The 7,596-nt window shown below is 46.1% G+C and carries 4 protein-coding genes; 1 reads left to right on the top strand and 3 read right to left on the bottom strand.

Translation table 11 applies throughout. The features are described 5' to 3' along the window. Positions 1–234: 234 nt before the first annotated feature. Entirely contained in the window at positions 235–1,353 is a 1,119-nt protein-coding gene (locus AC6CIF_RS29665) for an HD-GYP domain-containing protein (protein WP_498202547.1), read from the bottom strand. A gap of 222 nt (positions 1,354–1,575) precedes the next feature. Further along, entirely contained in the window at positions 1,576–4,140 is a 2,565-nt protein-coding gene (gene gyrA / locus AC6CIF_RS29660; RefSeq protein WP_074092904.1) for a DNA gyrase subunit A, read from the bottom strand. Between the two features lie 427 nt (positions 4,141–4,567). Between gyrA and AC6CIF_RS29655 the strand changes: the two genes are divergently transcribed. Beyond that, positions 4,568–5,515: a YheC/YheD family protein gene (locus AC6CIF_RS29655; RefSeq protein WP_498202546.1), complete on the top strand. Its 948-nt coding sequence runs from the start codon at positions 4,568–4,570 to the stop codon at positions 5,513–5,515. A gap of 93 nt (positions 5,516–5,608) precedes the next feature. On the opposite strand, the gene gyrB is transcribed toward AC6CIF_RS29655, so the two are convergent. Next, positions 5,609–7,519: a DNA topoisomerase (ATP-hydrolyzing) subunit B gene (gyrB, locus tag AC6CIF_RS29650; protein WP_076216622.1), complete on the bottom strand. Its 1,911-nt coding sequence runs from the start codon at positions 7,517–7,519 to the stop codon at positions 5,609–5,611. Positions 7,520–7,596 lie beyond the last annotated feature (77 nt).

Below are 7,596 nucleotides of genomic sequence, written 5' to 3'. Positions count from 1 at the left end.
TTTTTTTAAGTTTCTTTCGAAGCTTATTTCATTCGCTTGCTGCACCGTGTAAACTGTGTTTTCTTGGCCGGAAATAGAATATACCATGTACAGATATGCATTGCAAGTCTTTTTTCGAGTAATTATATATATCTTTCTATAATCTTACTGGTTTTTCTACATTTCCACATTTATCTCACGTAAAAGGCCTCTCTATAAAAGAAAGACCCTCTCAATTTACTTTAATATCTATTGTTATCCGATAACCTCTTGGATGTGAAGCTGCCGTTGCTGCATCAGATTAATGATGGTTCCTTCTACTGACACCATAGGCCGTGTAGGATGATCTCGATCAGAGAATACGATCTCTCCAATTTGGTTATTGCTGAGTTTCACTCGGATGCCATTATGGATCTGGGTCGACCGTTGAACAAATACACTTACGATTGCAGGGTCCAATTTCCCAAATGCCTCACTTTGGATCTGTTCCAGGACTAGATATGGGGACTGTGCCTTGCGGTAGATCTTCTCCAGCGTCATGGCGTGGAAAATATCAGCGATAGCTACAATCTTGGCATAAATATGAATCTGAGTCCCACTAAGCTGCAACGGGTAGCCTGATCCATCCACTTTTTCATGATGCTGCAAAGCTGCAAGTCTGGCTCCCTCATTAATGGCCTTTGCCTGTTTAAGGATCTGATAACCATATTTCGTATGCTGACGAATCTCTTCCTGCTCTGCAGCCGTCAACGTGGATGGTTTATGGAGAATCTGCGGATCTACCTTGTTGTTACCAATATCATGGAACAAGCCTGCAAAAGCCACTTGCATCCAATCCTTGGAGGGGAGATCGATCCATTGAGCCAGTTGATAGGATGTGATCGCACTCAGTACGGCATGGTGATATACATAATCATGTTCTTGCATTACTCGTGGACTGAAGGTAAGCACATTATATTGTTTGAGATGTACAAACACAGCCTCCAACTGTGTACGTAACTCATAGACCGGTAATTCAGCCGCCAGAGAGGACAGGAAAGCATTTTTCGTTAGTCCAACCATCTTCTCATACTCATCCTGCAAAGACGTTACTACAGGAGCTGTGGTGACGTTCCCTGTCTTCCCAGCCCGTTCACCATTGTTGTCATTGGCAGAACTTCCTGCGGATACAGATGCACCTTTGGTTCCTGTACTACTCGACGCCATTCTTTCTTGTTCAATATCCACCTGTTGAATCATAAAGGCTCTGAGCACTTCCATATCCTTGGGTAAAATGACTTTTCCCTTCTGAAGCAGAACGTTGCCGCGAAGTGTTTGCACATCACTCCCAAGTTTGAGTCCTGGTTTGACTTCTGACAGGGTGATTAATCCCATGTGTATTCCCCTCACTCATCGTTCTTCTATGTTAATACAAACAAGACCATAGTCCCGGTTTTTCATGATATTTCCCATTATATTACTCAGGAATCAGGCTGTACATCCCAGATTCGGAAGAATAAAAGAAGAGATTCCTTTATACAAACAAAAGGGCTCCCGGTGGGAGCCCTCGCAATCTTCTTCCAATCTCAAAGAGATCAGTCTTTATAAAATTCTATTTTATGCTTCCGAACCGGAATCGTCGTCGCCCTCAACTTCATTAACCTCAGCGTCAGAAACGGTGCCTTCTTCCAAGCTTACTACCGGAGCTTGGGACTCCTCGCCTTCCAAGCCTTCAAGCGACTCATCGTCTGGTTCCTCTTCATTTTTGTCAATTCGGCTGACTGTAGCTACTGAATCCTCGTCACGAATATGAATCAGCTTCACACCCTGCGTGTATCGACCCATAGTGGATATGCCTTCCATGCTCATCCGGATCAACGTACCGCTGGACGTGATAATCATCAAATCCTCTTCGGTTTTAACCATTTTGAGGCTGACTACTGAGCCGTTCTTCTCTGTGACATTAATAGTCTTGATCCCTTTACCGCCACGAGTCTGCATCCGATAATCATTGACAGGTGTACGTTTACCATAACCTTTGGCTGTAACGATCAGAACATCAAGCTCTTTATCAACTACATCCATGCCGATAACAGCATCCTGTTCATCCAATGTAATCCCTTTGACCCCGGTTGCGCTACGTCCCATGGAACGTACGTTACCTTCCGAGAATCGAATAGACATTCCGTGAGCTGTACCCATGATGATCTCTTGCAATCCATCGGTCAGCTTAACATCAATCAGAACGTCATCATCACGTAAGGAAATACCGATCAAGCCGCCTTTGCGAATATTGGTGTAATCCTCAAGTGGCGTCTTCTTCACAACCCCTTGGCGGGTAGCAAAGAACAAGTATCTGTCACTTTCGAATTCCTGGACCGGAATCACGGCATTGACCGATTCGCCCTGCTCGATCTGGATCAAGTTGATAATCGGCGTTCCCCGTGCGGTACGTCCAAGCTCTGGAATCTCGTAAGCTTTGAGACGGTACACTTTACCTTTGTCAGTGAAGAACATGAGGTAATTGTGAGAGTTGGTCACAAACAGATGCTCGACAAAGTCGGTATCTTTCGTATCCATACCCACGACCCCACGTCCACCACGTTTCTGGCTGCGGTATGTGGATACCGGCAGACGTTTCACGTAGCCTGTATGAGTAATTGTAATGATAACCTCTTCACGTGGAATCAGGTCCTCATCCAGAATACTCTCTTCACCTACAGTGATCTCCGTACGACGATCATCGCTGAAGCGGTCGCGGATCTCTTGCAGCTCCGTACTGATAATCTCAAGCACCAGATGCTCATTGGCCAGAATTTCGCGATACTCTCTGATTTTGACCATCAGTTCGTTATATTCATTTTCAATACGTTCGCGTTCCAGACCTGTGAGTCGTTGCAAACGCATATCGAGAATAGCTTGAGCCTGATCATGACTGAGTGAGAAGCGCTCAATCAAACCTTCTCTTGCTGCATCCGCATTACTGGATGAACGAATCAACGTAATAATCTCGTCGATATGATCCAGCGCAATACGTAAACCTTCCAGAATGTGTGCACGAGCTTCAGCCTTTTTCAGTTCAAACTGCGTACGTCTGCGAATAACCTCAATCTGATGCTGCAGGTAGTGATACAACACTTCACGCAAGTTCAGGATTTTAGGTTCTTTATTAACAATCGCAAGCATGTTAATCCCGAAAGTGGATTGCATCGATGTATGTTTGTACAGGTTGTTCAGGACAACCCCCGGATTCACGTCTCTGCGAAGCTCAATTACAACCCGCATACCATTACGGTCAGACTCATCACGAAGGTCAGTAATACCATCAATCTTTTTATCACGTACCAACTCGGCGATTTTCTCAACAAGTCTCGCCTTGTTGACCTGATAAGGCAACTCTGTAACGATAATTCGTGCCTTGTTGTTGTTCTCTTCGATGTTGGTTTTGGCCCGCATCGTTACTGAACCACGTCCGGTCTGATACGCCTGGCGAATGCCTGAACGGCCCAAAATGTAGCCGGACGTAGGGAAGTCTGGTCCTTGAATGTAATCCATGAGTTCCATGGATGTAATGTCCGGATTTTGAATCATGGCCTGTACACCATCAATGACCTCACCCAGATTATGAGGAGGAATATTGGTGGCCATACCTACCGCGATCCCGCCGACCCCATTGACAAGCAAGTTAGGAAAACGAGCAGGCAGGACGATTGGCTCATGTTCTTCACCGTCATAGTTCGGCTGGAAATCAATCGTATCCTTGTTGATATCTCTGAGCATTTCCATAGCAATCTTGGACAAACGTGCTTCGGTGTAACGCATGGCTGCTGCCATATCACCATCGACCGATCCAAAGTTACCATGTCCATCTACATGCATATAACGCAGGGAGAAATCCTGTGCCATCCGTACCATCGTCTCGTAAACAGCAGAGTCACCGTGTGGGTGATACTTACCGATAACTTCGCCGACGATTCTGGCTGATTTTTTATGTGGTTTATCGGGTGTCATGCCGAGCTCTGACATCGCGTACAGAATACGCCGGTGAACCGGCTTCAATCCATCACGCACGTCAGGTAAGGCACGGCTAACGATGATGCTCATCGCATAATCCATAAACGATTCACGCATTTCGACGCCTATATCCCGATCTGTAATCTGAGAGTTCATTTCTTCCGCCATGCTGGACCTCCTTCTTGTCCTTCAACAAACGTTCCATTCCGTCATGCAAAAAAATTGATTATATGTGAAAAGCCTAACAAGGCTAAAACCGCGCAAGAACGCTACTCTTTATTATATTACTTTCACAAAAGTTACACAATTAAACGTCCGCTGGGCAATAGCCTTTCTTCCGGGAACTTCTGCGTGTCTGGGGATACGCCCTGCCTTCCTCCCCAATTGCACATACAATGCTAGAAAAACGGCATATGTACTGTGCCTACCGAGGCTAAAGCCATTCCCGTCCTACGATCAAACTGCAAATTGTGCAGCTCATCGCACAAAACGCCATATTTCTCTATTATACCACTGAAATCGTCTCTTGTCCTTTGATTTCTCCGTGTCTGGTCCCTCTTTAGAACTGAACAAAACATGAAAGGACTGATGAATCTTGGGTATCCAACGCGTCTCCAGCAAATGGGCCAAAACAGCCGTGTTACAACGCAGTCGCATTGTGAATGAATATATCCCAGTGACCCGAAAATATAGCCGTCAAACTCTGGAACGAATGACTGAATTATTTGAGTCCAATTATATCAAACCGAACCGTGGCACTTACGGTAATGGCGTTATGCGGGTGAAAACAACCCGTTTATACGAACCTGTTGTTAATTCCGAAGATTCCACCACAGATGCAGAGGTTCCGGAAGAACCTACTGATCGGAACCTGCCTGATGAACCCGAAGCAAGTGCTGTTATCTCCAGAGCTACCTATCTCACAACAACATATCATCTCCAATACGGTACAGAGGAGCGATCATTTCATTCCCTGGACGAACTCGAACGAGCACTGAATGATCGCATTCAGGAACGTGATTATATCATTCAACAGGGAATCTCGCTGATGAAGCATGAAGATTTGCCTTTTGACTTGCGTGTGTTAACTCAGAAAAATCTGCAACACAACTGGGAAACAACAGGTATTCTGGGACGTGTTGCTGCCCCGGGCAAAATCATCACCAACATTCATGGTGGCGGACGATTGGCCACGTTTGAAGAACTCGTAATCCCCCATCTTCACCAGGATGGCTTCAAAAAACTTCGTACTGAGCTGTACCGCTTAGGTATTCATACCGCTGTGCAGTTGCAAACATCATTTCCAAGGCTCAAAGAGATCGGTATTGATATTGCGCTAGACGAAGCAGGGCGTCCCTGGATTCTTGAAGTCAACACACTGCCAGGCATTTATGCCTTTGGCTTATTACCGGACAAGGAGGCATACCGGAAGATCAAACGTTATGCGATTGCGTACGGTCGTTTGCCCTCCAAAAAGGGTAAGAGCTCTCGTCCATCCCCTAGAGCACAGGCTTCGTCTGCCAAAAAACGTGTACGCAGATAACAAAGGGATACGGAAGTCTAAGTATACGCCTTATCTGTTCTATACTTTCCCTAATATAAAAAAGGCGCCCTCACAGGCGCCTCTTCGAATATGTTAAATGTCGAGGTTTTTCACGTATTTTGCATTTTCCTGGATAAAGTCACGACGCGGTTCAACGTTATCCCCCATCAGGGTGTCAAACATGGTATCAGCAAGGATGGCATCATTAATTGATACTTGCATCATGGTCCGACTCTCCGGATCCATCGTCGTTTCCCACAATTGTCCGGCATTCATCTCGCCAAGACCTTTGTAACGTTGAACGTTGAATTTTGCATTTTCGCCGAGCGTTGCAATAATTTCATCGCGCTCTTTCTCGGAACCGGCATAACGAATAACTTTGTTACGCTCAATCTTGAACAATGGCGGTTGTGCAATATATACATAACCTGCCTCAATGATTTTGCGCATGTACCGATACAGGAATGTCAGCAATAGTGTTCGGATATGAGCACCATCGACGTCGGCATCGGTCATCAAAATGATTTTGTGATAGCGCGCTTTGGCAATATCGAAGTCATCACCAATACCTGTACCCATTGCCGTAATAATTGCTCTAATCTCCGCATTACCCAAGATCCGATCGAGACGAGCTTTTTCCACGTTCAAAATCTTACCACGTAGCGGCAAAATCGCTTGGAAATGACGATCCCGGCCTTGTTTCGCTGATCCGCCTGCAGAGTCACCTTCGACGATGTACAGTTCACTGATTGAAGCATCCTTGGATGAACAGTCTGCCAGTTTACCTGGAAGTGAGCTTACTTCGAGTGCACCTTTACGACGTGTCAGTTCACGGGCTTTACGGGCAGCTTCACGCGCACGTGCTGCTTGCAGTCCTTTTTCCAAAATGCGACGGGATACGGAAGGATTCTCTTCCAGGAACTCCTGCAGCTTCTCGGCAAACAAGGATTCGACAATCCCACGTACTTCGCTGTTGCCCAGCTTGGTCTTGGTCTGTCCTTCAAATTGCGGCTCCGGAATCTTGACCGAAATAATAGCTGTCAAGCCTTCACGCACGTCATCCCCGGAAAGGTTCCCCGTGCTGTCCTTGATTACCCCTGCCTTGCGGGCGTAGTCATTGATAATCCGCGTAAGGGCACTCTTGAAACCTGATTCATGCGTTCCGCCCTCATGCGTATTGATATTGTTCGCGAAGGAATAGATATTCTCGGTGTAGTTGTCATTGTATTGCAGGGCAACTTCCACCTGGATGTTATCTCTGGAACCTTCAACGTAAATTGGATTTTCATGCAGTACTTCGCGCTTCTGGTTGAGGAAGGAGACGTATTCGATAATGCCGCCTTCATACAGGAATGAGTTGGTTGCACCTGTACGCTCATCCGTCAGTGTAAGACCAATACCCTTGTTCAGGAACGCCAGCTCACGAATACGGGCCAGTAAGATGTCATATTCATAAACTCTTGTTTCCGTGAAAATTTCAGGGTCCGGATGGAATCTAACCGTTGTTCCTGTTTCGTCGGTTGTACCGATCACTTTCAGGTCGTACTGCGGAGCTCCACGGCGATATTCCTGTTGATAGATATGTCCCTCACGTTTAACCGTTACAACCACTTTTTCAGAGAGTGCATTCACAACGGACACACCAACACCATGCAAACCACCGGATACTTTATATCCGCCGCCGCCAAATTTTCCCCCTGCATGTAGGACAGTCATAACTACCTCAAGTGCAGGACGTTTCATTTTGGTATGTTCACCGACAGGAATACCCCGTCCGTTATCGACTACAGTCACGCTATTGTCTTCATGGATACTGACCTCAATGTGGTCGCAGTAACCTGCAAGCGCTTCGTCAATACTGTTGTCCACTACTTCCCAGACCAGATGATGCAGGCCCTTGGAACTGGTGGAACCGATATACATGCCCGGACGCTTCCGTACGGCTTCCAATCCTTCAAGGACCTGAATTTCATTCGCATCATATGACGGTTGATTCATAGACATGCCTTTCACCTACTTCTATAGATTCAATATCGTAAATATGCGTTAACTAATAATGTTTGCTGAAATAGGCAACGTCC

The sequence above is a fragment of the Paenibacillus sp. GQ49 genome (assembly GCF_059759055.1).
Note: the sequence above shows the minus strand (reverse complement) of the source record. Positions and strands in the feature narration are given on the sequence as shown.